Raw genomic sequence first — 25,057 nt, 5'->3', positions numbered from 1 at the left:
TCAGTTAGCCTGAAGTGAATATATCACTAATGGCCTTCATAGGTTTTCTTGCGCATCAAATCCAGTTCTAAACGCGCATAACGGTGTTCGACGAAATTGTATACATTGGTGGTTAACGCCAAACGGAAATAGTTAGAGGCAACATTGGGGCGATTGTTGTACATGTGATATTTACCCAGATAGAAATAAGCCTCACACAAACGTTCAGTCAACATTTCCTGATTAGTAACGCTTTCCATCAGCAGGTTGAGCACGCCAATCTCATCAATTTCACCCAGATATAAATCAACCAGATGCTTCGCCCACTCGGATTCTTGAATATGCTTGCGGTTTTCAGCCAAATGCACCAAGGCCGCTTTTTCATCGACTTCACGCTCAGCGAGGAACAACCAGATAACACGGTAAGGATCGTCTTCGCGGTGTTTTAAAAAGGTTTCCAGATCCTCAACCGCCAGCTTTTGACGCCCGGCATAATAAAGAGCAATACCACGGTTTAAATAAGCAAAGCTATGCTCAGGGTCGATATCCAGTGTTGAATCGAAGGCATCAAAAGCCTGAATGAAATTTTGTTCCTGAGTGTAATGAATACCCAGATAGTTATAGACTTCCGCCAAATCCGGTTTATGTTCCAAGGCGGTATTGAAATCATTCATTGCCAGCCCCCACAACCCAAAACTATCGTATACCTCACCACGAATATAGAGTAACTCAGCACGTTGTTCTGCGCTCATTTCCTGCATGTTCAGGATCTGATTTAAGCGCATCAGTTTCATTTGCTCACGAGCACTGATCGGGCTGGGCTCAGGCAGTAACAAGTTGCCCATTTGTCTCTCGTAATTACTGGAATTCGACATTGAACTACACCCTGACAGAGCCAGTACGGTGATTAATGCGAATAACTTAATAACTCGAGACATTGTATTTCCTTTCAAATAAAACAGATGGGAGCCTACAATCACTCCCCTTTTGCAGCGCAACATGATACAAAGCTTTGTATTGTCGCCAAACAGGAAAACCGTTATTTCCCTGTCACAGGATGTAACAAGCTATGTCTGGCTTGCAATCCTGTTCGATATTATGACGATTTTCCAGCCGCTTGGCGAGCTTCAAAGGCAGCCATTTGTTCTGGTGTTGCTTCAGCTTGGTGGTTGGCTTTCCACTCGCTATAAGGCATACCATACACAGCTTCACGGGCTGCGTCATAGTCGATATCAACACCAATTTCTTTCGCTTCCGCCATATACCATTTAGATAAGCAGTTACGGCAAAAATCAGCGACGATCATCAGGTCGATGTTCTGTACGTCTTTATTGTTGTCTAAATGCTTTAGCAAGCGGCGAAAAGCGCCGGCTTCGATTTGTTGGATTTGTTCTGGAGTCATTGGATATTCTCCTTATTAAAAAGCAGGGCAAATACGACAAAAAAGGGAGCATCATGCTCCCCTTTTCTCTATTTTTATTTAATTGCGCTTATTCAGCGTCACCCGCAGGTTTTTCAGACTGTGGTTTTTCAAGCAATTCTTTCATGCTCAAGCGAACACGGTTTTGACGGTCGATTTCCATTACTTTCACGTCAACCATTTGGCCTTCTTGCAAGTAGTCAGAAACCTTGTTTACGCGCTCATGAGCGATTTGTGAAATGTGAACCAAGCCTTCTTTGCCCGGCAATACTTCAACAAATGCACCGAAATCAACGATACGCGTCACTTTACCATGGTAAGTTTTGCCTACTTCCAGATCCGCAGTAATGGCTTCGATCATGCCAATCGCTTTTTCTGCACGAGACAAGTCAGTGGCGTACACTTTAACTGTACCGTCGTCTTCGATCTCGATATTACACTCAGACTCTTCAGTAATTGAACGGATAGTTGCACCGCCTTTACCGATAACTTCACGGATCTTGTCTTGATCGATTTTCAAAGTATAGATACGAGGAGCAAATTCAGACAACTCTTCACGGTGCCCCTGAATCGCTTGATCCATGACACCCAGAATGTGCAAACGTGCTTCTTTAGCTTGTTTCAGAGCGATCTGCATGATCTCTTTGGTGATACCTTCGATCTTGATGTCCATTTGCAGTGCAGTAATACCGTTAGTCGTACCTGCTACTTTAAAGTCCATGTCACCCAAGTGATCTTCATCACCCAGAATGTCAGAAAGAACCACAAAGTTATCTTCGCCTTTCACCAAGCCCATCGCAATACCCGCAACAGACGCTTTAATCGGTACACCCGCATCCATCAATGCCAATGAAGTACCACAAACAGATGCCATTGAAGACGAACCATTTGATTCTGTAATTTCAGATACAACACGAACTACGTATGGGAAATCAGAGTGCGCAGGCATTACCGCTTGAATACCACGCTTGGCCAAACGACCGTGACCAATTTCACGACGTTTTGGTGAACCCACCATGCCAGTTTCACCTACACAGTACGGAGGGAAGTTGTAGTGCAACATGAAACGGCTGCTACTTACACCGCCCAGTTCGTCGATCATCTGTGCGTCACGCTCGTTACCCAAAGTAACCGCAACCAACGCCTGAGTTTCACCACGAGTGAACAATGCAGAACCGTGAGTTCTTGGCAAAATGCCAGTGCCAACATCCAAAGCACGAATCATTTGAGGGTCACGACCGTCGATACGAGGTTCACCCGCCAAAATGCGAGAACGAACAACGTCACTTTCCAGGTCATGCGCCAATGTACGCACTTCTTTTTCGTCCTGTTCTGCGTCTTGCTCAAGAATGGCTGCTACTGCTTTTTCAGTCGCCGCTTCAACCGCGTCTTTACGAGCCATCTTGTCAGAGATTTGATATGCAGCAACCATGTCTGCTTCGATCAAGTCTTTGATCTTGGTTTTTAAATCAACGTTTTCAGCTTCTGGCTGCCAGTCCCATGTAGGCGTACCGACTTGCTGAGCAAATTCAGTCACTGCGTTGATTACAGTTTGCATTTCCTGATGACCGAACATCACAGCACCCAACATTACCTCTTCAGATAATACGTCGGCTTCTGATTCAACCATCAATACTGCATTTTCAGTACCGGCAACAACCAAATCCAATTGACTCTTTTCTTGCTCAGAGTTCAAGGTATTCAATACATACTGGCCGTCCATATAACCAACACGCGCCGCACCGAGTGGGCCGTTAAATGGAATACCAGAGATAGCAAGAGCGGCAGAAGTGCCGATCATTGAAATGATATCTGTCGGGATTTCAGGGTTAGCTGAAACAACCGTAATAATAATTTGTACTTCGTTTTTAAAGCCATCCGGGAAAAGTGGACGAATCGGACGGTCAATCAAACGAGCAATAAGGGTTTCACCCTCTGATGGTCTTCCTTCTCTCTTAAAGAAACCACCTGGAATTTTACCTGCTGCGTATGCTTTTTCCTGATAGTTAACTGTTAACGGGAAGAAGTCCTGATCGGCTTTTGCTTCTTTTTTGCCAACAACACTAACAAGTACAGCAGTATCGTCCATGCTTGCCATTACAGCGGCAGTAGCCTGACGAGCGATTACGCCTGTTTCCAGGGTGACAGTATGCTTACCATACTGGAAAGTCTTAGTAATAGGAGTCACTTTTTTCAGTATCCTTTAATTCAATCTTTTTTACTTACAATTTGCGGCGCATAGTATAGCCACTGTTTAGTAGTAACGACAGCTAAATTTGTGGAATCCGGAGATTTTCTAACAGGAATCATTAGCGCTATGCACAATAAATCCAAGTGTGAATTTTTTGTGACGAAATCCGGACTTGTTAACCGTTATTCATGTACTCGAATTGAGCGTTGTTCGCTTTTGGACATTTTCGACACAACCAAACGAAACGAGTTATCAATTAAGCGATGCAATTCCCCCAATGGAGGGACTGGGCCGTACTTGTCTTCGTCGAAGTAGATGGTGATCCAGTGTTTTTTGTTCATATGGTAGCCAGGCTTGATCGAAAAGAAGATATCACGCAATGCTGCGCCCTCATCAGGCTCACATTTCAAATTGATATTCATCTTTCCTTCAGTCCAGCCCACTAAGGCGTACATTTTGCCTTTCACTTTGAATACATTAACGTCAGGCCCAAAGGGGAAATCCATCGTAGTTTCCGGCTTTGCCAACAAATATTCTTTTAATTGTTCAAACTGCATTGCTCTTCCATTTATTGCTCTAACTCAACGCTTAGGTTATGTAATTTAGGTTACTCTCTTAGCGGTTGCAAAGGATCGCTTAATAAAAAAGAGTTTCACAAAATCAGCCTAAAAAACAGACAACATAAAAATCGTTATCGTAATTGAGCAATTTCAAATCGGGGAAATGAATGGTTTTACTCACAAAAAAAGCATAACAAATACTCATTTTAGATTTGCCAAAACCTATGAAGTTACAAGATAATACCGGGGTCTAAAGAGCAATTATATTACCCATGACTCCCAAGAAACCTATTCAAAAACTTGTTGAGAAAACCGATAAAGCTTCCAGAAAGTGGCGCGACAACCCGCATTCTAAAGAGCTTGCGGAAGAATATGTAAAAGCGAAAGAGGAATTAAAAGAGTCTGTTGTTTCCATGCGTGAGGCTTTAGAAGCGATTCGTAGCGAGCAGAAGTAAAGCGGCACTCATTCGAGTATTAACTTTCACTTTTGAGAAATAATTTACATCCCTTCAATCCACCAGCAAATCCTTGCCGGCATAGACAAGTAAAGAGGCTTCCCCTAATATCTTTGTCGAGATTTTTGCATATAAGAAATTGAGAACGAATGGCTTTTTTATCGGACAAAAACGACAGCCTGATTTACCTGTCCAGCCTTCATACCATTGGTCGTATTCCAAGATCTGTCGACACATTGATAGAGAGCCCCGAAGTATCTCGATACCATGCCGCTATAGAATGGAATGACGGTCGCTGGCATTTGCGAGATCTGAGTTTAAATGGCACCTGGCTAAACCATATTCGAGTCAATAAAGATCAACCCTACCCATTGAAAAAAGGTGATCAATTGCAGTTTGGACATCCTCAAAACGAAATATTTCTGGTTAAGGATGTACAACCCCCGATGGATGCCCTATTTCCAGAGTCGATTATTCACAAAGCAGAAAGTCATGTTATCTTTTTGCATTCCTATCATCTGTTGCCCAGTGAACAATCTCCAGAAATTGCCATCTTTAAAAAACAGGGGTTGTGGTATATCGATGAACTTCATTCATCACATCATTCCTCTCGAGAATTGCAGAATAAGGAATTTGTCATACTGAATGGGCAACAATGGCAACTACGTCTGGCGACAGGTGACGCCCCCACAGTTGAACTGGATTACAGCCCGTGTTCACTGGATGAGTTGTCACTCACCTTTTACCTTAGTCAGGACGAGGAGAGCACCAAATTACTCATTGATTGCCATAGTGAACAACATAACTTACGCTCGTTAAGTCATCATTATATGACTTTAAATTTGGCACGAATTCGAGCACAAGATGCCCTCAATGGTATAGACTTAAGCGAACAGGGTTGGGTGTATACCGAGCAATTAGCCAATATTCTGGGGCTGGATGAGAATCACCTGAACATTCAGATCCATCGCGCCAGAAAGCAATTTTACGACACCTTTGGTAGTTCTCAGGATCCCGCTGATTTTATTCAACGTCGTCCTGGAAAAATTCGCTTGGGATGCACTTCTTTCAAAATATACAAGGGTAGCACCTTGGAATGTGCTCTTGATGCATTGAGTAATCAGATGAATGTTAAACACGGCTGAACCATTTCACTCCTCTCCGTCAATTGCTGGTTACCAAATTCAGAAGGTTATCGGTGAAGGTGGAAGCAGCAAGGTATACCTTGCTCTGGACGAAAGATTGCAACGGAAAGTTGCCATCAAGGTACTTAAGCCGAAAAATCAGTCGGACACAGACAGAGCACTTAAGGAAGCCAGAGCATTAGCTCAAATCAACCATCCGAACGTCATCCACATCTACGATATTATTCATCAAAAAGATCTGGTCATGTTGGTAATGGAGTACCTGCAAGGGACTACCCTGGCAAAACTGCAACGCCAGCAAGTGATGTCCATTGAACAGAAACTGGGACTTCTGACTCAAATTTGTGATGGTGTACAAGCCATACATGATGCAGGAATTTTGCACGCAGATCTGAAAGCCGAAAACATATGGGTGACAGGTCAAGGTACAGTCAAAGTGCTCGACTTGGGCATTTCCCGGTCTCTGAAAAATAACGATACAGAAAACGGCACAAATAAATCTTCGCCCAGTTTTGCTACCCCTACGGCTCTTTCTCCTGAGCAGGTTAAAGGGGAACCGCTTAATGTAAAAAGCGATATCTTCACCTTTGGACTACTGGCATTTTATCTGTTTGCGGGACGATTCCCCTACCCTCAACACACCCGAGAAACCTTCATTCATTATCTTTTGAATGAAAAACCAGACGATGCCGCACACATACTTCCTCTATTGCCAAAAGCGTTAATTAACCTATTAAATAGCTGTCTAAAAACGGAGCCGAACAAGCGCCCTGTAAATTTTGTGGCGGTGGCTAATCAGCTCAGAACCATAGAGCAAGACATGATGAATGCTCAGGCTTTAGAGCAGGTAACCGAGTTACTGGACAGAAACCTTTATTCGCCTTCTGCATCGCCAGAAGATAGTTCCAAAAACAGTAAAAAAGGGAGAGGGCATACTCCAACAAAGGGATTATCTCGAACACAGGTATTTGTGGCATTGGCGATTTTCTCAGCCCTGTTATTTATTGCCTTTGTTTCATATCAATTATGGCAAGAAGGCCGCGCCTCTTCGTTCATTCATTCAAATGAAAATCCGAGGTATGTGGCGGTATTACGACCAAAAATTACAGAGCAAGAAACAATAGCACCGCAACAACGCGACATTATGATCGCCACCATTGATGACGCCATTCGACAAACCCTGCTTGGTATAAAGAACATTCACCTGATATCAAGGCATGAAACCGATGGGCTTTCGGGAAGCTTAAAACAAATCGGTCAACAGGTTGCTGCAACCGATATTATTACCACCGCCATTAATTGCACCGATTACCGATGTGAAATTACCTTTGACAGAGTCACCTCCGAGCACTGGAGCGTGGTGCAACAAAAGCAATGGTTTACCCATTTTGGTTCGGCTCATGCCATGTATGAAGAAGCCAAATCCTTCTTTCTTCCCATATTTCCCGAGGCCAATGCACAATTAGCAGAGACCCAATTGGCTCCGATTTATATCACGGAACAATCCTATCAGGAGTTTATAGAGTTGATCGTCGATATCCACATAAAAGGCAATAGCAACGACGCAAACTTAAAACGCCTTGAACAGTTTATCACGCGTGATACTCCGCTCTTTCAAGCCTATGAGAACTATCGCTGGTTGGTGCTAACACTCTATGACGACAAAAGAGACGCACGGTATCTGGAAAATTACCGAACATTGTTGGACAACGCACCGCCAGAGTATAAGAACAGCGTGTTTTATGCGTTGGATTTGTTCTGGATTGCCATTTATCAGCAAGATTTTACCGCAGCAGAAAGTGCCATTGCACTATCAGAGGCCAGACAAGCCAGCATTTATCAGATCAAAGATTTACGAGCAACATTGAACTTAAAACAGGGAAAATACCAACAAGCCCGGGAATTATTTGAACAACTCGTCTCTCTGCGATTCGATCGTTCCCACCTGTTTAATCTGGCACTTTGTCATTGGTATCTTGGCAACATTGGTGAAACTCAAAACCGTCTTGAACAGTTATTGGCTTTATTTCCCAATGACTATGCTGCTAACCAATTAATCGCGTCACTGTATCTGACTCAGGGTGAACTAGAACGCTCTATTGCTGCCTATGAAAAGATCCTCGAACAAGGGGGACATAGCAGCGACATGAACAATCTGGCAATCGCCTATATGCTACAAAGAAAATATCAACGCGCAAAAGAGCTTGCAGAGAAAGCCATTCAGGAAAGTCCGAATAACACCTCGCTATATTTAAATCTTGCAGATGTGCTGCATCTATTGCAACTCAATGACAAAGCACAATCCTTGTATCAGGAAGTTATACAGCGTTACGAAGGGAAAGAAAGCCTGAAATCCTATTTGGAAAAGGCTCAAGCCTATGCCCACCTGAATGACCCACAAGCCGCCATTAAATCCCTCAACCAAGCAAACAAACTTGCCCCGGGAAACACCGAAGTAGCGTTTGTTTCAGCTTTGGTTTTCGTGCTGTTGAATGAGCCGGATTTTGCAATCCCCAAAGCCGAAGAAGCGCTCACTGGCGGCATTGGAGAAATATGGTTTGAGCTGCCCTGGTTTGACAACTTATGCCAAAACCAGGGCTATCAGCAGTTATTCTCTCGTCCCCTGACCTGTTTTAAAAGCTAGATGCTAGGGCGTATGTTTAGGGGGCTCAGGTTCTGGAATGATGATCGAAGGATCCTGTGATCTCACTTTTATTGTCTTTCCATCTGCGTCTTTCGCTTCAGCAACCATTTCAAAATTTAATTGCACAAACTGGAAACGACGCAACTTATCTTCATTCCCCTGATCAATAATAACGGTGAGCTTTTTACCATGTTCACCGACCGAACTGTGAACCAATTCTTTGAATAGTAATTGGTCTTTCTTGCTACCGATTGGGATCAGCTCATCACAAAACGTAAAATCAGATCCCTTCGCCATTACATAAATGGACTGCACACCTTGCTTACTGGTAAACGTAACCTCACTGGACGGTGTAAATATCCAGGGATCATCAATACTTGGGGTCACGTAGGTTCTTGCTTCGTTATAATGCTTGGAAGCCTCAGGATCGCCTGAATTCCCATCATCCACATTACTATTCATCTCTTCAGTGTTCATGGTGTCAGCCTCATTCTATTTGAAGTACATAAAAATGACCCATTAATGACGCTATGTAAACAATCAGGGAAGATATATTGACTCAAGACTAGCTTTTGTACTGTTTTTTTCTCGCCCTGCGAGAGCGGAAGACCATATAAATCGAATGAATGACTAATCCCCAACATGCAATAGCAACAACTGCACATGGAATAGCGATTTGTGGTATCTGTGCATGGAATCCTCCAACCGCAAAAATAGCACTAATAACCCCAATAATCGCTTCCAGCGCAAACGCTTCAATATTTAAAGGATACTGATTCATAAACTTTCTCACGTACCAACTCCAGAACTGCAACACAAAGATAGAGCCTTGACCTACTCATACTGCAAATAAGTCGAATCAATGCAAAATAATCAAGCTAAAGCAGATTGCCAGAATATCACTCGTCATTTCCTCAATACCCAGATAAAGCGCGTATTGAAATCGTTATTTTTCTCGAGAAAGCTTAAATTTAAAAACATCAGGTATGGTGATAGATTATGCTGAAGTGGCTATCAGTGAGAAAATCACTCAAATAGCATTACCGACTCGAATACGCACAGCCGAGACAGTTTTTTCTATCCGCCTTTATTCGGCTTCGGGAGCTCGTTTGATTTTCTTGGCATGAGACGGGGCTGATGCAGGCTTACCAAGTAACTTAAGAGCCTCATAATAAACCTGAGCGACCGTTGACGGCACACCATCTTCCTTACACATTTTTCGGAATAGCTTATCCGCTTTGTCTTTATGTTTTGAAGCTTCAAGATGCTTTCTTCGCATTAACTGATAAAACGCATCATGAACCAGAGATGCCCTAAGATTGTGTTCTGTATCAACTACAGGGCCAGAAGTGCCATCCCAGGCATAGCCACTTTTTACGGTCAAATTACCTTGCTTATCCAACGCAATAAATTGCGTATCAATATTCTCTTTGGGCTTAATTGACGTTGCGATCTTATAATCTTTCGCCAACTGATACTTATACCCTGACATATATTCTATAAATGCTTCTGACATAATGATTTTCCATTTATTAACGTGAAACCCAGAGCGATAGACAGCACGTCAGAAAAGTCACACTACAAGCATTTCAGAAGCGCATAACCGTTTATCGATTAGCGTACAAAGACAGTTAGAAACGATAATGTTCCATTGGCAATTGTACTAATGCTCAAAACCGGGAGAGACCATCAAGCCTGAGAAGTTAAAATGGTAAAAGAATAGCACAATGAATTTAGTGCGCTGAATCAAAGAAAGTTGAAGATTGATTTTTCAGAAGAAAGTAACGATCCAAGACTGATCCGAGAAAGAAAAAATGAACTGATTTGAATAGAATAATTTGGTGCGGAAAGCGGGACTTGAACCCGCACGGCCTAAGCCACCACCCCCTCAAGATGGCGTGTCTACCAATTCCACCACTTCCGCGTAGACTATTTGAGCTTGTTGATAACAAGTAGCTCACACTTGTTTAAATTCTACTAATAAGCTTTGAGGAGCTTAGTTGCTACCGTTATCGTCGGCAGGTTTCTCTTCTTGAGCTACTTCCTGAGACGCTTCAGGTGCCTTAGGTTCAACTGTTTCAACAGGAACATCGTTGCTACCTGGAGCAATAGTTACAGATGGAACATCTGCATCAGCCGGAGTCATTTTCACAGCTGGATCACTTAGGTTTTGCCACTCGTCAACGTTCTTTTCAACATTACCAGACATGCTACCCAATGCCAGGTTAATAATGAAGAATAACGTTGCCAAAATAGCAGTGGAGCGTGTCAGGAAGTTTCCTGAACCGGTTGAACCAAATACAGTATTTGAGCCACCAGCCCCGAAAGAAGCGCCCATGTCAGCACCTTTACCTTGCTGGATCAACACCAAGCCGATCAACATCAAAGCAACAATCAAATCGATCACTAAAAGAATTTCGTACATTATTTATCTCTACTTATTCTGCCGCTTGGCATATGGCGACAAAGTCATCCAATTTCAAGCTCGCTCCGCCAATCAAGCCACCATCAATATCTGGCTGGGCAAATAATAGCTCGGCATTATCAGCCTTAACACTGCCACCATACAAAATGGTTAAGTTGGCAGCAACCGAGGCATCTTTTTCAGCGATATAAGACCGCACAAATTGATGTACCTCTTGCGCTTGTTCTGGTGTCGCTGTTCTACCTGTACCTATAGCCCAAATTGGCTCGTAAGCTAAAACTGTCTCGGCTAATCTTGCAACACCTATCAAAGCAATAACAGGCTCCAGTTGCGATTGAATAAAATCGAACAACTGACCTGAATCGCGAACCTGTTCTGATTCGCCAAAACACAGTACAGGGGTCAAACCTGCAGCAAGTGCCTGTTGTACTTTCTGCGCGACAACATCGTTGTCTTCGCTATTGTCTGCACGTCTTTCAGAATGACCAACAATAACATATTGGCAACCCACTTCCTTAAGCATAGAACCCGACACTTCACCTGTGTGAGCTCCAGAGTCGTGCAAACTCAAATTCTGGGCGCCCAGTTTGAAACCCTTTGCTTCAAATGCGCCAAGATAAGGAAAAGGAGGACATACAACTACTTCAACACCATTGAAAGCCAGCTTTGACAAACCGTCCTGCATGGTTTTGACAAGCGCCTGATCACCATTCTGTTTCCAGTTTCCGGCAACCATTTTTTGTCGCATTGTATTCATTTATCCACCTGAGTTTATTCAAGCTATTAGCAATAACTGTATATTTAACCGTCTTTGCCAGCCGTAAACACCCTTCAAAAAAGCGGGCGAGATATTAACGGACGCCGACAAAAGTTACAAGTTTTTTGACATAAATCAGCCCGTAATTTATGTCAAACTGGAAACTTATTTGCAACTGAGTATGACACTCATCCAAAACGTATAAAAAGCGTTCAAACAAACACTATTTGAACGCAACATTACACAGCAGCTTCAACGGCCTGTGCAATGTGCTCCGCCCAATGATTCGCATCATTTTCATGTTGCGCTTCCACCATGACTCGAATGACGGGTTCTGTTCCACTCTTTCTCAATAATACTCGTCCATTATTTGCCAAACCTTTTTCGGCATCAGCGACAGAGGCTTTTACCTTATCGTTCGCTAATGGGTCTAAACCTGATGCAAAGCGCACATTGATTAATCGTTGTGGGAACTTCTCCATACCCATGCGTAATTCAGCGAGAGTCAAGCCTGAATGCAACATGGCAGCAATCACCTGCAACCCTGAAACAATACCATCGCCCGTAGAGGACTGAGCCAAATTCAAAATATGACCAGAGCTTTCTCCACCAATACTCCAGCCTTTCTGCTGTAGTAGTTCCATCACGTAACGGTCGCCAACTTTACTGCGAGCAAAAGGAACACTGAGTTTTTTCAGCGCTTTTTCCAGCCCCATATTACTCATTTGAGTGCCAACAACCCCGCCTTGTAAACGACCGGATTTCAGCGCATCGCGGGCAATGATATAAACAATTTCGTCACCATCGACAACATTACCCAGATGATCGACCATCATGATGCGATCACCATCACCATCCAACGCAAAACCAAGGTCGGCTTTTTCATCAAGAACACGTTGCGTTACCGCTTCCATCGCGGTAGCACCCACTTTGTCATTGATATTCAAACCATCAGGTTTTGTTCCAATTTCAATGACATCAGCGCCCAGTTCCCGCAAAACATTAGGAGCAATGTGGTAAGTTGCGCCATGCGCACAATCAACCACAATCTTTAACCCGGTTAGCGATAATTCAGACGGAAAATTACCTTTACAGAATTCAATATAACGACCAGCAGCATCCTGCACACGAGAAGCTTTACCCAGTTTGTTTGAGTCAACGCACACCATTGGCTTCGCCATTTGAGCTTCTATCGCCAGCTCAATATCATCGTCCAGTTTAAAGCCGTCAGAAGAGAAGAATTTAATACCGTTATCGTAATAAGGATTGTGTGAAGCACTAATCACAATACCAGCTTCGGAGCGAAAGGTTTTGGTTAGATAAGCAATAGCAGGTGTCGGCATTGGCCCCAATAAGCCAATATCAATTCCGGCAGCTGAAAGTCCAGCTTCCAGAGCCGATTCCAACATATACCCAGAGATACGAGTGTCTTTCCCCACCAGCACCTTATTCGTTCCTCGCCCGGCTAGCACTTTACCTGCAGCCCAACCGAGTTTGGTCACAAATTCAGGATTAATCAGGTTTTCGCCAACTTTGCCACGAATACCATCTGTTCCAAAATACTGTCTTTTAGTCATTATTCTTGTTCATTCCCAATTGTCTTTTTGCGATAGACTTCTTACATCATCAATGTTAAGTCCAATCGCAGAACAAATAGTTAACGCTACTTAGGACGTGTTGACCTAAATAAGTGTGCTTAACTGCAAGTCAGCCACAGAAATTTATCGCAGACTCGCCGTGAATCAATCCATTGAGGCTCCACAGCCGCTTCGCCGATTCATTAAGTGAAAAGCAGGGCTGAGGGTCTGCTCAAAACTTTCTGTTGCTGACTGATAGTTTGGAACAGCTATTTAGCGTTGTGTAATACTCAATAGTTTTAACGCGTCCACGGTTTCTTTCACATCATGAACTCTCAAAATCGCCGCGCCCTGTTGTGCCGCTAAAACCGCAGCAACTACGCTGGGTACTAGGCGCTCATTAACGTCTCGCCCTAATAAAGCTCCAAACATGGATTTTCTTGAAACGCCAACCAAAACAGGAGCTCTCAGATCATGAAACCTGGAGATGCCAGCCAGCAAATCACAGTTATGCTGTAAGGTTTTGCCAAAACCAAACCCTGGATCGATGATTAAACGATCTTTACTGATCCCGGAATCAATACATGCCTGCATTCGCTGTTGCAAGAAGGCCTTTACATCCTGAATCACATTTTCATACTCAGGAGACAACTGCATTGTTCGAGGCTGACCCTGCATGTGCATCAGGCAAATTGCAGCATCAGTTTCAGCCGCCACTTGTAATGCTCCTTCTAATTGCAGAGCACAAACATCATTAATCAGGTCAGCTCCCGCAACTACGGCTTCACGCATAACAACAGCTTTACTGGTGTCAATTGAAAGAACAACATCAAACCGTGTGCTAAGGGCTTCAATTATGGGGATGACTCGTTGTAACTCAAGCGCTTCCGGGACATCCTCTGCGCCGGGACGAGTTGACTCACCACCAATATCAAGAATGGTAGCGCCATCCTTTACCATTTGTTCTGCTTGCGCTAATGCAGCATCCATATGATTAAACTTGCCACCATCAGAAAAAGAGTCAGGGGTAACATTTAAAATCCCCATAACCTGTGGCGAATTTAATGACAGGGTTTTATTTCTAAATTTCATTTCTCACAACAGATAAAAACGAAAAAAACGCCTCTCAATAGAGGCGTTTTTAGCATAAACATTATTTCAACGAACTAGTGTGGCAGATCGCCTGGTTTACCAAGGTCAGGATCCTTGCCTCGTGATTTTTCTTCCTCATCGACTTTTTCTTCTGATTTAACATCAGATGCGGTCGCGCCACCAGTCGGCTTGCTATCATCGCTATTTGACTCTTGCCAGTCAGCAGGAGGACGGACGTCTCTGCGCTCCATCAAGTCATCAATCTGCTTCGCATCAATGGTTTCATATTTCATCAACGCATCTTTCATGGCATGCAAAATATCCATATTCTCTTTCAGAATGCCAACGGCACGCTCATAGTTGCGATCAATCACTGACTTAATCTCGGCATCAATAGCACGGGCAGTATCGTCAGACATATGCTTCGCTTTGGCAACGCTACGACCAAGGAACACTTCGCCCTCTTCTTCCGCGTACAGCATAGGCCCCATTTTGCTCGACAAGCCCCACTGAGTTACCATTTTACGAGCGATATCAGTAGCGCGCTCAATATCGTTAGATGCCCCTGTTGTAACCTTGTCATCACCATAAATGATCTGTTCAGCGATACGACCACCAAACAAGCTGGAAATCATACTCTCTAAATGTCGTTTACTGTGACTGACACGATCCTGTTCAGGCAAATACATAGTCACACCTAAAGCGCGTCCACGAGGAATAATCGAAACCTTATAGACAGGATCATGTTCAGGCACCAATCGTCCCACAATAGCGTGACCCGCTTCGTGATACGCCGTCATGGTCTTTTCTTCTTCAGACATCACCATGGAACGTCGTTCAGTACCCATCAGGATCTTGTCTTTGGCTTTATCAAATTCTTCCATTGCAACCAGACGCTTATTGGCTCTGGCAGCAAACAATGCCGCTTCGTTCACCAGGTTAGCCAAATCAGCGCCTGAGAAACCAGGAGTACCACGTGCAATAACCGATGCTTCAACATTGTCAGCAATAGGCACTTTACGCATATGTACTTTTAAGATTTGTTCACGACCACGAATATCAGGTAAGCCAACGACAACCTGACGGTCAAAACGACCCGGACGCAACAATGCAGGATCCAGTACATCAGGACGGTTAGTGGCGGCAATAACGATGATACCTTCATGCCCTTCAAAACCATCCATCTCAACCAACATCTGGTTCAAGGTTTGCTCACGCTCGTCATGTCCACCACCTAAGCCAGCACCGCGTTGGCGACCTACAGCGTCAATCTCGTCGATAAAGATAATACAAGGTGCCGATTTCTTGGCTTGTTCAAACATGTCACGGACACGAGATGCACCAACACCCACGAACATCTCAACGAAATCAGAACCAGAAATAGTAAAGAAAGGTACTTTGGCTTCACCAGCAATGGCTTTTGCCAATAAGGTTTTACCTGTACCTGGAGGGCCAACCATCAAAACACCTGTTGGAATTTTACCGCCCAGTTTCTGGAACTTGGTTGGATCACGCAGGAAGTCTACCAGTTCAGTCACTTCTTCTTTTGCTTCATCACAACCTGCAACGTCAGCAAACGTGGTCTTAATTTGGTCTTCACCTAACAAACGAGCTTTACTTTTACCAAAAGACATCGCTCCTCGGCCGCCGCCGCCCTGCATTTGTCGCATGAAGAAAATCCATACGCCAATCAATAACAGCATTGGGAACCAGGAAATGAAAATAGAAGTAATCAGAGATGTTTCTTCAGGCGGTTCACCAAACACTCTTACGTTATGTTGAATCAAGTCATTCAACAAATACTCATCGTAAGACGTCGGCAAATAAGTAGTGAAGCTTTCACCAGTCCGTTTAAGCCCTTTGATTTCTCGGCCTTCAATGTGTACTTCGCGCACAAGATCCTGACGAACGTCCTGAATAAACTGGGTATAATCAGTCTGTTTTCTAGAGCCGTCATTAGGCGCGAAACTCTGAAATACTGACATCAAAACAACAGCAATGACGAGCCAGAGAATCAAATTTTTTGCCATGTCACTCAATTTACAAAACCTCAATCTATCTAAAATTTAGCAATCAGTAGTAGCTATTCTTGCTTTTGGTCAAGCCTACTACAGTTTCCAGCCAGTCGCCACCAAATAGACTTCTCGCGAACGAGCTCTGGATGAGTCAGGTTTACGGGTTTTCACCACCTGAAACCTTTGTTTTAATGCTTTGAAATACTCCTCGAATCCAGCTCCTTGAAAAACTTTAGCAACAAAACTGCCATTCGGCTTCAATACTTCGTTACACATATCCAAAGCCAACTCAACCAAATACATTGCACGGGACTGGTCAACGGAATCGTTACCACTCATATTGGGTGCCATATCGGACATCACAACATCAACATTCCGACCACCGATTCTATCCAGCAAAGCATCCAATACTGCTTCCTCTCTAAAATCACCTTCAAGAAAGTCAACACCTGCGATGGAATCCATGGGTAATATGTCGCAAGCAATCACTTGCCCCTTGTCACCCACCACATCCACAGCATATTGTGACCATCCACCCGGCGCTGCGCCAAGGTCAACCACGCACATGCCCGGCTTAATCAACTTATCTTTTTGTTGGATCTCATCCAACTTGAAAACGGCTCGGGAACGAAGCCCTTGCTTCTGAGCCATTTGCACATATTTGTCGTCAAAGTGCTCCTTCAACCACCGTTTACTACTACCAGAATGTTTTTTCTTGGTCATATTACTGCAATTACAATGGGAATAGCACAGAGATGGCGCTAGAATAACGCTTTTCAAGCTATTCAAACATGATTTCTTTGTAAATGAAATTAACTAACAAACAAAAGCAATATTTAAAAGGGCTGGCGCATGCGCTGAAACCCGTAGTACTCGTGGGCGGCAATGGTCTGACTGAAAACGTGTTGACCGAAATCGACAACGCATTATCACATCACGAACTCATCAAGGTGAAAGTTCCCTCTGAAGACAGAGAAGAGAAAAAGGCCTTGATGGATGCAATTGTCCAGCAATCTGGCGCTGAAAAGCTACAGGTTATTGGACATATGCTGGTGATCTATCGCCAAAGCGATGAGCCCAAAATCGAGTTACCGAAAAAGTAACTCATAAAAAACGGCGTCTTGTCACAAGACGCCGTTTTCATTATTGCTTCAATAAATTAAATATATTCCACTTGCGTGATTTCAAACTCTACTGCACCAGAAGGGGTTTGAATGGTCACTACGTCGTCCACTTCTTTCCCAATTAATCCTCTGGCAATGGGAGAATTCACTGAAATCCGGTTGTTTTTGATATCAGCTTCATCATCACCCACAATTTTGTAGGTTGTTTCTTCGTCGGTATCAACATTCAACAATGTGACCGTCACACCAAAAATCACTTTTCCGGTGTTTTGCATTTTAGTCACATCGATGATCTGAGCATTACTCAACTTCGCTTCGATATCCTGAATGCGTCCTTCACAAAAGCCCTGCTGTTCTCGAGCTGCATGGTATTCAGCATTCTCTTTTAAATCACCATGTTCACGAGCTTCCGCGATAGCTTTGATAATCGCGGGCCTTTTTACCGATTTTAACTCATTCAACTCGGCACGGAGCTTTTCAGCTCCCTCTGCCGTCATTGGTATTTTATTCATTAATTCAATCTCTTATGTAATTCCTGCACAGAATTGACTGATTTACGATCGTCTGTTGCATGAGCATTTACAGCCGCAAAAGCACCATTCATTGTGGTTGAATAAGACACTTTTCCAAGCAATGCTTCGCGACGGATATACACCGAATCCGTGATAGCCTTTCGCCCTTCGGTAGTATTAATGATGTAGCAGTATTCACCATTTTTAATGGCATCAACAATATTCGGACGACCTTCCGACACCTTGTTGACCACACCACATGCAACATTTGAATCATTCAATACTTTTGCTGTACCTTTTGTCGCTTCCAGTTTAAAGCCTTTTTGCAACATGGAGCGGCCAAGTTCAACAGCGCGCGCTTTGTCTTTTTCACGGAGTGACAATAGTACCTTACCTTTTGAAGGTACAGGTTCACCAATGCCCAGGCTGGCTTTTGCATAAGCTTCAACAAACGTTTCACCAACCCCCATAACCTCACCCGTTGAACGCATTTCTGGCCCAACTAATGGATCAACACCGTGGAATTTGGCAAAGGGTATCACAACCTCTTTCACAGAGTAATATGGTGGGATAATTTCCTTATCAACATTTTGTTCAGGTAACGTCTGTCCCACCATCGCTCTAGCAGCGACTTTAGCTAACGGACGACCAGTAGCTTTTGATACAAAAGGCACAGTACGGGCGGCGCGAGGATTAACCTCGATTAAATACACTTCACCATCTTTAACCGCAAACTGAGTATTCATCAAACCGATAACACCCAATTCCAGTGCCATATCCTTCACCTGCTCACGCATAGTATTGAGGATATCTTCTGGTAAGCTATGAGTGGGTAGAGAACACGCTGAGTCACCTGAGTGAACGCCCGCCTGCTCGATATGCTCCATAATGCCGCCAATAACAACATTTTCACCGTCACAAACTGCATCAACGTCAACTTCAATAGCATCATCAAGGAAGCGATCCAGCAATACTGGCGCTTCATTAGACACACTTACGGCTTCGGTCAGGTAGCGTTTCAGGTCTTTCATGTCGTACACAATTTCCATGGCACGACCACCTAAAACATAGGACGGGCGAACAACCAGAGGGAAACCAATCTGTTCCGCTTCCTGCAACGCCTCATCCCAACTACTAACAGTCGCATTTGCAGGCTGTTTTAGGCCCAGCTTATGCACCATTTGCTGGAAACGTTTTCTGTCTTCAGCACGATCGATAGCATCTGGCGACGTACCAATAATTGGCACACCATTTTCTTCCAATGCTCGTGCTAACTTAAGAGGGGTTTGACCGCCGTATTGAACGATAACGCCTTTAGGCTTCTCAACTCGTACAATTTCCAACACATCTTCTAATGTGACAGGCTCAAAGTACAAGCGATCTGAGGTGTCATAATCGGTAGAAACAGTTTCCGGGTTACAGTTAACCATAATGGTTTCGTAACCATCTTCACGTAAAGCCAAGGCAGCATGAACACAGCAATAATCGAACTCGATACCCTGACCAATACGGTTTGGGCCACCGCCCAATACCATAATTTTATTTTTATCAGAGGGCTGCGCTTCACATTCTTCATCATATGAAGAATACATGTAAGCCGTGCTGGTTGAAAACTCTGCAGCACAAGTATCGACTCGCTTGTATACAGGGTAAATACCACGCTCCCAGCGCATATTGCGAATATCGTCTTCAGAAACTTTTGTCAGTTCAGCCAAACGCTTGTCTGAGAAGCCTTTACGCTTAAGGACTCGAAGAAAATCACCAGCCAGGCCTGGAGCGCCGACTTCCTGTACTTTTTCTTCCAGCAGCACCAAATCCTGAATTTGTACCAGGAACCAGGGATCTACATGGCTTAACGTAAAGATCTCGTCTAACGACATGCCCATGCGGAATGCATCAGCAATATAGAAAATCCGGTCTGAGCCAGGCTCCTGCAGTTCACGAACAATTTTGGAACGGTTCTCTTCATCGCTGGTATCAACGATAGGCTCCAAGCCATAAACCCCAGTTTCAAGACCACGTAACGCTTTCTGCATTGACTCTTGAAAGTTACGTCCAATCGCCATGACTTCACCCACAGACTTCATCTGGGTTGTCAGGCGATCATTAGAACCGGGGAATTTCTCGAAGTTAAAACGAGGGATTTTAGTCACAACATAGTCGATAGACGGTTCAAACGAAGCTGGCGTTAAACCACCAGTGATGTCGTTTGCCAACTCATCCAGCGTATAACCCACAGCCAACTTTGCAGCCACTTTCGCAATAGGAAAGCCAGTGGCTTTTGACGCAAGCGCCGAAGAGCGCGATACACGCGGGTTCATTTCAATAACAACCATGCGTCCGGTCTCCGGGCAAATACCAAACTGAACGTTTGAGCCCCCGGTTTCCACGCCAATCTCTCGCAATACAGCAAGCGAGGCATTACGCATAATTTGATATTCTTTATCCGTTAAGGTTTGCGCAGGCGCAACGGTAATGGAGTCACCGGTGTGAACTCCCATCGCATCGAAGTTTTCAATGGCACAGACAATAATGCAGTTGTCATTTTTATCGCGTACCACTTCCATTTCATATTCTTTCCAGCCAATCAGTGATTCATCGATCAATAATTCATTGGTTGGAGATAAATCCAGGCCACGGCGACAGATTTCTTCAAACTCTTCGATGTTATAAGCGATACCACCACCGGTTCCACCCATTGTGAAAGAAGGACGAATAATACAAGGGAAACCAATGCGGCTTACAACGTCTAGTGCTTGCTCCATATTATGAGCAATTTCGGCTCGCGGACATTCCAAGCCGATGTTTTTCATGGCTTTGTCGAAACGTTCACGATCTTCCGCCTTATCAATGGCATCCGCCGTCGCGCCAATCATCTCCACACCGAATTCTTTCAACACGCCATGGCGATTCAAGTCCAGTGCGCAGTTCAAGGCCGTTTGCCCACCCATGGTTGGCAAAATGGCATCCGGACGTTCTTTCTCAATGATCTTACGTACAACTTCCCAATGAATTGGCTCAATGTAAGTTGCATCAGCCATTTCCGGGTCTGTCATAATGGTCGCCGGATTAGAGTTCACCAGAATAACGCGATAGCCTTCTTCTCTTAACGCCTTACATGCTTGCGCACCGGAATAATCGAATTCACAGGCTTGTCCGATAACGATTGGGCCTGCACCCAAAATCAGTATGCTTTTAATATCTGTACGTTTTGGCATGATAGACTTCCAACCTTAAGTGCGTGCTTGCATTAATTCGATAAACTGGTCAAAGAGCGGAGCAACATCATGTGGCCCCGGGCTAGCTTCGGGGTGTCCCTGAAAGCTGAACGCAGGTTTGTCAGTTCGACGTACACCTTGCAGTGAACCATCGAACAGGGAAACGTGAGTCGCTTCCAGGTTAGCTGGCAAGCTGGACTCATCCAATGCAAACCCATGGTTTTGGCTGGTAATCATCACTGTGCCGCGTTGCAGGTCTTTAACCGGATGGTTCGCACCATGATGACCAAACTTCATTTTCTCAGTCTTGGCACCACTGGCTAATCCCAACAACTGGTGTCCCAAACAGATACCAAATATAGGCACATTGGTTTCTAATAATTCTTTGATAGCCGCTATTGCGTAGTCACAGGGTTCTGGGTCACCCGGCCCATTAGATAAAAACACGCCATCAGGATTCATTGCTTTCACTTCACTGGCAGGTGTCTTGGCTGGCACAACCGTGACTTTACAACCACGCTCTACCAACATACGTAAAATATTACGTTTCACCCCAAAATCGTAAGCAACGACATGAAACTGAGGGTTTTCCTGTAACTTGGTATGACCAACGCCAAGTTGCCATGTGCTTGAATCCCATTCAAATACTGACTTGGTCGTGACTTCTTTTGCCAAGTCCATACCCTTCAATCCCGGAAACTGCTTTGCTTTCTCAAGCGCAGCCGCTTCATCAATATTATCACCCGCCATTAAACAACCGTTTTGCGCACCTTTGTCACGCAACACACGAGTTAAACGACGAGTATCAATATCGGCGATACCGATAATATTACGGGCTTTGAGATAATCAGAGAGGCTTTGTTGATTTCGGAAACTACTTGCTAACAGTGGAAGATCACGAATAACAAGCCCTTTAGCCCAAATGTGCTCAGACTCTTCGTCTTCGTCATTAGTGCCGGTATTTCCAATATGAGGATACGTCAAGGTGACGATTTGTTCAGCATATGATGGATCAGTTAAAATTTCCTGGTAACCGGTCATGGAAGTGTTAAAAACCACTTCGCCAACCGATTCACCTAACGCGCCTATTGCAGTGCCCTTAAATGTCGTTCCATCGGCAAGCACGAGTATCGCTGGGTGAGTCAACTTAGCCTCCTAAAAGTGCTACATCTGGCTATCAATGTAGAGTGTGTTTATCTTTCATATTGACTGCTGTACCAGGCAACTAACCCGACACAACAATAAATATGAAAAACAACGCTCTCTTACCCAATCCCCAAAACCAAAATGTACAGTGCTTCTATAAAAAACGGGATGCCAGTCTTAACCGGCAGCCCGTCTTAAAAAATTGTGCAATTTATTTCTCGCAATTCAGGTTCAACCTAAATTTTTGGCAAATTCCGCGCATTCTAACGAAAGGCTTCACTTCATGCCAGAGAAAAATCAGAAAAATTGTAATTTTAAGCCATTAGAGCTATAAATTATCCGAAAGCGCCAAAAACCCTATAAAGCCCTTCCGAAATCAAACAATTACTACTAACTAATCATCTAAAAGATAATGCCTTACCAAGGTCTACTTCTTTGCTGATTATTTGATGCTGAACGATAAAATTGTCTAAACCAAGGGCTTATTTCAGCTCCAAAACATCCTGCATATCGTACAGCCCATTTGGCTTTCCTGCTAACCATTTAGCCGCTTTTACCGCGCCATTAGCAAAGGTCAGACGACTTGACGCTTTATGAGTCAATTCCAAACGCTCGCCAATATCAGCAAACAATACCGTGTGCTCACCGACTACATCGCCCGCTCTAATTGTAGCAAACCCTATGGTTTCGTGTTTGCGCTCGCCGGTATCGCCTTCACGTCCATACACAGCACACTTGCTCAAATCCCGGTTCAGCTCATCGGCAATCACTTCACCAATAGCAACAGCAGTGCCGGAAGGAGCGTCTTTTTTAAAACGGTGATGCGCTTCCCAAATTTCGATGTCGGCACTATGTCCCATCACGCGAGCCGCTTGTCGAGCCAGATTAAACAGCAGGTTTACGCCAATACTCATATTGGCAGCGAAAACCACAGGTAGTTGCTTTGAGGCGTCATGAATCAATTGTTTTTGCTGCTCATTAAGGCCGGTTGTACCAATCACAACCGGAATTTGCTTTTCCATGCACCAATCAAGATGCTCAGGCAGTGCGCTTGGTAAAGTAAAATCAACCATCACATCCGGCATATTGCTTGCGACTGAAGACATGTCAGTGGCAACAATGCCACATTTACCAATCCCCGCCAATTCACCAACATCAACACCAAGCCAGCTTGAACCATCTCTTACCAGAGCGACTTGCAGCTCAACTGCTTCGTCAAGGTTAATCGCTTCTACCAGTACCCTTCCCATACGACCATTGGCACCAAAAATACCCAGCTTGATTGTCATTTCTCACCACTAATCAGATAAATCACAAAAAGAGCCACAACCATACAAAAAAAGCCCTGTTAATTAAACAAATTAACAGGGCTTTATCAGTATAGTCTTTATTCTTTGTTTTACTTTACTGCTTCCAACAAAGATATCGACACATAATGTTTTATTTCTAAGTCATATCGTTCGAGTTCCAGGCGGAAGCGCGGAATGTATATTTAATACTTGAGCACTTCCAACGACGAAATCGGACGATATGACAACGAAACCAACAATTAGCTAGTTAGATCGTCAAAGAACTTCTTAACGTTATCGAAGAAACCTTTCTCCTTCGGACGATGTTTACTTTCTTCGCCACCCATAGACGTTTCCAACTCTGCCAATAACTCTTTCTGACGCGCATTCAGGTTAACCGGCGTTTCAACCGCAACCTTACACATCAAGTCACCTACAGCACCACTGCGCACAGATTTCACACCCTTACCACGTAAACGGAACATTTTGCCCGTTTGCGTTTCAGCCGGGATCTTGAGTTTGACTTGTCCATCCAAAGTCGGCACGTCCAACTCGCCACCCAAGGCCGCCTTGGTAAAGCTTAATGGCACTTCACAGTACAGGTTATTGCCGTCACGAACAAAGATGTCATGCTCACGCACATGCACCTGTACATATAAATCGCCGGACGGAGCGCCGTTCTCACCCGCTTCGCCTTCACCAGCCAAACGAATACGATCGCCAGTATCAACGCCAGCAGGCACTTTAACTGAAAGGGTCTTGCTCTTTTCAACACGCCCATGACCATGACAGCTAGTACAAGGATCTGCAATGATCTTGCCTTTACCCGAACAGGTTGGACAGGTTTGTTGTACAGCAAAGAACCCCTGACGCATTTGTACTTGGCCACTACCATGACAGGTAGGGCACGTTGTCGGCGAAGTACCTTTTTTGGCGCCAGAACCATCACAAGGTTCACAGGCCACCAAAGTAGGCACTCGAATTTCCACGGCTTTACCGCGAACGGCTTCTTCCAATGTTAATTCAAGGTTGTAGCGCAGATCTGCACCTTGGCGGGCACGCTGTCTGCCACCTCGACCACCACCAAAGATATCACCAAAAACGTCACCAAATATGTCGCCGAAATCAGCTGCACCAGCACCAGCACCAGCAGAGCGGTTAGGATCGACACCAGCATGACCATAGCGATCATAAGCGGCACGTTTATTTTCGTCCGTCAAAATCTCATGGGCTTCCTGGATCTCTTTAAACTTCTCTTCCAGTTCCTTGTCACCAGAAGTTCTGTCCGGGTGATACTTCATTGCCAAACGCTTGTAAGCTTTCTTGATATCTCGCTCACTCGCGTCTTTGGCTACACCTAATACTTCATAATAATCACGTTTCGACATAGAGATGATACGTTCCGGTTATTACTTGCCTCTATCAGCAGTCACTATAATTCTTCATAACTATCGGGTCACTATTAAAGCTTCCCAGATACAAATAAGGGCGCATGAATCAACCAAGCG

22 protein-coding genes and 1 tRNA gene are annotated in these 25,057 nt (G+C 44.3%); 4 read left to right on the top strand and 19 right to left on the bottom strand.

Going from position 1 to position 25,057, the window contains the following annotated elements; translation table 11 throughout:
- Positions 1–26 precede the first annotated feature (26 nt).
- The 4 genes from nlpI to KIH87_RS05970 form a co-directional block, all read right to left on the bottom strand.
- Positions 27–917, bottom strand: coding sequence for a lipoprotein NlpI (gene nlpI, locus KIH87_RS05985; protein ID WP_232360627.1), 891 nt, complete (start codon positions 915–917; stop codon positions 27–29).
- A 158-nt stretch (positions 918–1,075) separates the two neighbouring features.
- The gene (locus tag KIH87_RS05980) at positions 1,076–1,381 is read right to left on the bottom strand and encodes a DUF1244 domain-containing protein (protein ID WP_232360626.1); all 306 of its coding nucleotides are present in this window, start codon (positions 1,379–1,381) and stop codon (positions 1,076–1,078) included.
- A gap of 88 nt (positions 1,382–1,469) precedes the next feature.
- Complete coding sequence (pnp, locus tag KIH87_RS05975) at positions 1,470–3,587, bottom strand: polyribonucleotide nucleotidyltransferase (protein ID WP_232360625.1); 2,118 nt, start codon at positions 3,585–3,587, stop codon at positions 1,470–1,472.
- A 185-nt stretch (positions 3,588–3,772) separates the two neighbouring features.
- Entirely contained in the window at positions 3,773–4,147 is a 375-nt protein-coding gene (locus tag KIH87_RS05970; RefSeq protein WP_232360624.1) for an MmcQ/YjbR family DNA-binding protein, read from the bottom strand.
- A 275-nt stretch (positions 4,148–4,422) separates the two neighbouring features.
- Between KIH87_RS05970 and KIH87_RS05965 the strand changes: the two genes are divergently transcribed.
- From KIH87_RS05965 to KIH87_RS05955, 3 genes are all read left to right on the top strand, one after another.
- A complete protein-coding gene (locus KIH87_RS05965) occupies positions 4,423–4,605 on the top strand; it encodes a hypothetical protein (RefSeq protein WP_232360623.1) in 183 nt (60 codons plus the stop codon).
- Between the two features lie 149 nt (positions 4,606–4,754).
- On the top strand, positions 4,755–5,750 hold the full coding sequence (locus tag KIH87_RS05960) for an FHA domain-containing protein (RefSeq protein WP_232360622.1): 996 nt from the start codon (positions 4,755–4,757) through the stop codon (positions 5,748–5,750).
- Entirely contained in the window at positions 5,734–8,394 is a 2,661-nt protein-coding gene (locus KIH87_RS05955) for a serine/threonine-protein kinase (protein WP_232360621.1), read from the top strand. The genes KIH87_RS05960 and KIH87_RS05955 overlap by 17 nt, the downstream gene beginning before the upstream one ends.
- A 3-nt stretch (positions 8,395–8,397) precedes the next feature.
- On the opposite strand, the gene KIH87_RS05950 is transcribed toward KIH87_RS05955, so the two are convergent.
- The 10 genes from KIH87_RS05950 to rlmE form a co-directional block, all read right to left on the bottom strand.
- Positions 8,398–8,871 (bottom strand): hypothetical protein, encoded by a 474-nt coding sequence (locus KIH87_RS05950; protein WP_232360620.1) that lies wholly within the window; start codon positions 8,869–8,871, stop codon positions 8,398–8,400.
- A gap of 88 nt (positions 8,872–8,959) precedes the next feature.
- Positions 8,960–9,175 (bottom strand): hypothetical protein, encoded by a 216-nt coding sequence (locus KIH87_RS05945; RefSeq protein WP_232360619.1) that lies wholly within the window; start codon positions 9,173–9,175, stop codon positions 8,960–8,962.
- A 306-nt stretch (positions 9,176–9,481) separates the two neighbouring features.
- A complete protein-coding gene (locus KIH87_RS05940; protein ID WP_232360618.1) occupies positions 9,482–9,910 on the bottom strand; it encodes a DUF1353 domain-containing protein in 429 nt (142 codons plus the stop codon).
- Between the two features lie 323 nt (positions 9,911–10,233).
- Positions 10,234–10,318, bottom strand: a tRNA-Leu gene (locus KIH87_RS05935).
- Between the two features lie 72 nt (positions 10,319–10,390).
- Complete coding sequence (gene secG / locus KIH87_RS05930) at positions 10,391–10,822, bottom strand: preprotein translocase subunit SecG (RefSeq protein ID WP_232361435.1); 432 nt, start codon at positions 10,820–10,822, stop codon at positions 10,391–10,393.
- A gap of 10 nt (positions 10,823–10,832) precedes the next feature.
- Positions 10,833–11,576 (bottom strand): triose-phosphate isomerase, encoded by a 744-nt coding sequence (gene tpiA, locus KIH87_RS05925; protein ID WP_232360617.1) that lies wholly within the window; start codon positions 11,574–11,576, stop codon positions 10,833–10,835.
- 239 nt (positions 11,577–11,815) lie between these two features.
- A complete protein-coding gene (glmM, locus tag KIH87_RS05920) occupies positions 11,816–13,153 on the bottom strand; it encodes a phosphoglucosamine mutase (RefSeq protein WP_232360616.1) in 1,338 nt (445 codons plus the stop codon).
- A 273-nt stretch (positions 13,154–13,426) separates the two neighbouring features.
- Complete coding sequence (folP, locus tag KIH87_RS05915; RefSeq protein ID WP_232360615.1) at positions 13,427–14,245, bottom strand: dihydropteroate synthase; 819 nt, start codon at positions 14,243–14,245, stop codon at positions 13,427–13,429.
- A gap of 74 nt (positions 14,246–14,319) precedes the next feature.
- On the bottom strand, positions 14,320–16,284 hold the full coding sequence (ftsH, locus tag KIH87_RS05910; protein ID WP_232360614.1) for an ATP-dependent zinc metalloprotease FtsH: 1,965 nt from the start codon (positions 16,282–16,284) through the stop codon (positions 14,320–14,322).
- A 69-nt stretch (positions 16,285–16,353) separates the two neighbouring features.
- The gene (gene rlmE, locus KIH87_RS05905) at positions 16,354–16,983 is read right to left on the bottom strand and encodes a 23S rRNA (uridine(2552)-2'-O)-methyltransferase RlmE (protein ID WP_232360613.1); all 630 of its coding nucleotides are present in this window, start codon (positions 16,981–16,983) and stop codon (positions 16,354–16,356) included.
- Between the two features lie 83 nt (positions 16,984–17,066).
- Between rlmE and yhbY the strand changes: the two genes are divergently transcribed.
- The gene (gene yhbY, locus KIH87_RS05900; RefSeq protein ID WP_232360612.1) at positions 17,067–17,363 is read left to right on the top strand and encodes a ribosome assembly RNA-binding protein YhbY; all 297 of its coding nucleotides are present in this window, start codon (positions 17,067–17,069) and stop codon (positions 17,361–17,363) included.
- 56 nt (positions 17,364–17,419) lie between these two features.
- On the opposite strand, the gene greA is transcribed toward yhbY, so the two are convergent.
- The 5 genes from greA to dnaJ form a co-directional block, all read right to left on the bottom strand.
- Positions 17,420–17,896 (bottom strand): transcription elongation factor GreA, encoded by a 477-nt coding sequence (gene greA, locus KIH87_RS05895; protein ID WP_232360611.1) that lies wholly within the window; start codon positions 17,894–17,896, stop codon positions 17,420–17,422.
- The gene (gene carB / locus KIH87_RS05890; RefSeq protein WP_232360610.1) at positions 17,896–21,114 is read right to left on the bottom strand and encodes a carbamoyl-phosphate synthase large subunit; all 3,219 of its coding nucleotides are present in this window, start codon (positions 21,112–21,114) and stop codon (positions 17,896–17,898) included. Before carB ends, greA begins: the two co-directional genes overlap by 1 nt.
- A gap of 15 nt (positions 21,115–21,129) precedes the next feature.
- Positions 21,130–22,260, bottom strand: a complete 1,131-nt coding sequence (gene carA / locus KIH87_RS05885; RefSeq protein ID WP_232360609.1) for a glutamine-hydrolyzing carbamoyl-phosphate synthase small subunit — start codon at positions 22,258–22,260, stop codon at positions 21,130–21,132.
- Positions 22,261–22,742: 482 nt separating this feature from the next.
- Positions 22,743–23,549, bottom strand: coding sequence for a 4-hydroxy-tetrahydrodipicolinate reductase (dapB, locus tag KIH87_RS05880; protein WP_232360608.1), 807 nt, complete (start codon positions 23,547–23,549; stop codon positions 22,743–22,745).
- Positions 23,550–23,809: 260 nt separating this feature from the next.
- A complete protein-coding gene (gene dnaJ, locus KIH87_RS05875) occupies positions 23,810–24,937 on the bottom strand; it encodes a molecular chaperone DnaJ (protein WP_232360607.1) in 1,128 nt (375 codons plus the stop codon).
- Positions 24,938–25,057 lie beyond the last annotated feature (120 nt).

The sequence above is a fragment of the Paraneptunicella aestuarii genome (assembly GCF_019900845.1).
In the GTDB taxonomy this organism is placed as follows: Bacteria; Pseudomonadota; Gammaproteobacteria; order Enterobacterales; family Alteromonadaceae; genus Paraneptunicella; species Paraneptunicella aestuarii.
The sequence above is the reverse complement of the archived record's forward strand: the minus strand, read 5'-3'. Positions and strand labels throughout refer to the sequence as shown.